The 1,363-nt window shown below is 69.3% G+C and carries 1 protein-coding gene; it reads right to left on the bottom strand.

The annotated features are described in order from the left end of the window. Positions 1–16 precede the first annotated feature (16 nt). Positions 17–1,216 (bottom strand): ISAs1 family transposase, encoded by a 1,200-nt coding sequence (locus HCK04_RS40255; protein ID WP_168066700.1) that lies wholly within the window; start codon positions 1,214–1,216, stop codon positions 17–19. Between the last annotated feature and the right edge of the window lie 147 nt (positions 1,217–1,363).

Here is a 1,363-nt window from a genome sequence, read left to right on the forward strand (position 1 = left end):
CAGGGCTGAAGCGTTCTCAGGTTGTGAGACCGAGTAGCTGAAGTGCATCGGTGGGGTGGCTGCGGTAGTGGTCGGTGGCGGCGGCGATGTTGGTCCAGCCGATCAGGCGGGCCAGGCCGATGGCCAGATTGCGGAGGCTCGCCATGATCCGGGGTGCGGCCCCGGTCCTCATCGTGCAGGCGTCTTCGCGGTAGGTGACGTCGCGGATGTGGTGCAGGGCTTCGATGCTCCAGTGGCCGCGGATCAGTCCGGCGAGGTGGGCATGGGTGATCTGGCCGGGGTGCAGGCTGGTGATGGCGTAGATGGTGACGATGGTGGTCTTCCCGGTGGCGTTGTTGGTGCGGCGTCGTTTGACCTGGATGGCCTGGGCGGCGTGGGGGAAGGGCAGGCCTGGGCGGACGGTGCAGATCTTCATGCGGCGGATCTCGCGGCGTCCGTGCCGGGTCTCGTCGGTGCGGTCGTTGAGGATGGCCTCGCGCCAGGGCAGGGCCTTGAGCCGGCGCAGCAGGGTGGGCTGGTTGCCCTTGACGATGAACACGTAGTGCCCTCCGGCCGCGACGATCTGCCTGGCGTGCTCGTGCTGGGTGTGCAGGGCGTCGGCGGTGATGACCACGCTGGTGAGGTCGAGCCCGGACAGCAGGGGCGTGAACGCGGGGATCTCGTTGCTTTTGGCTGCGACCTGGGCTTGAGCCATCACCGTCTGGGTGTCGTGGCGGGTGGCGGCCAGCAGGTGGGTCACACGGTCGCCGGTGCGGCTGCCGCGCAGGGTTTTGCCGTCCACGGCCAGGCCGAGTAGCGCTGTTCTGCCGTTCGTGCCGTTCGTGCCGTTCGTGCCGGTCGCTGGTGGCGCGGCGGCCAGCCTGGCCAGGTAGGCGCAGGTCGCAGCGTCGAAGTCGTCGCCGTCCAGGCGGGCCAGCAGCCGTCCCAGGGTGGAGGCGGCCAGCCGTACGGGGCCCGGGAGACCGATCCGGGCGCGTAGCTCGGGATCGTATCCGGCGATGAACCGGGTGATCTTCGCCAGGGAAGTCGCTCCGCCGAGCACGGCGAGCAGGGCTAACGCGAGCAGCGGGCCGAGTCGGTAGCGGCGCCCGCGGCGGCTGCGAGGGTCCGGTATGGCATCCAGCACCTCGGCAAGGGTGGGCAGGTCGGACAGCGGATCGCAGATGGTGACGCGCTCCAGGTGGCGGGAGAGCACGTCGATCGGGGATGATGGCACGCGAACGCGACCCCTGTTCTTGATCGACTGGCTAGACACCGACGATCATGAGGGGTCGCGTTTGTCATCTCCGCACCGGGGCGCCCTCAACTACCCGTCCGTCCCAGGGCTGCGCCCATCTCACCAGCCGAGAACGCTTGGGCCCTG

The sequence above is a fragment of the Microbispora sp. CL1-1 genome (assembly GCF_012034195.1).
Taxonomy (GTDB): Bacteria; Actinomycetota; Actinomycetes; order Streptosporangiales; family Streptosporangiaceae; genus Microbispora.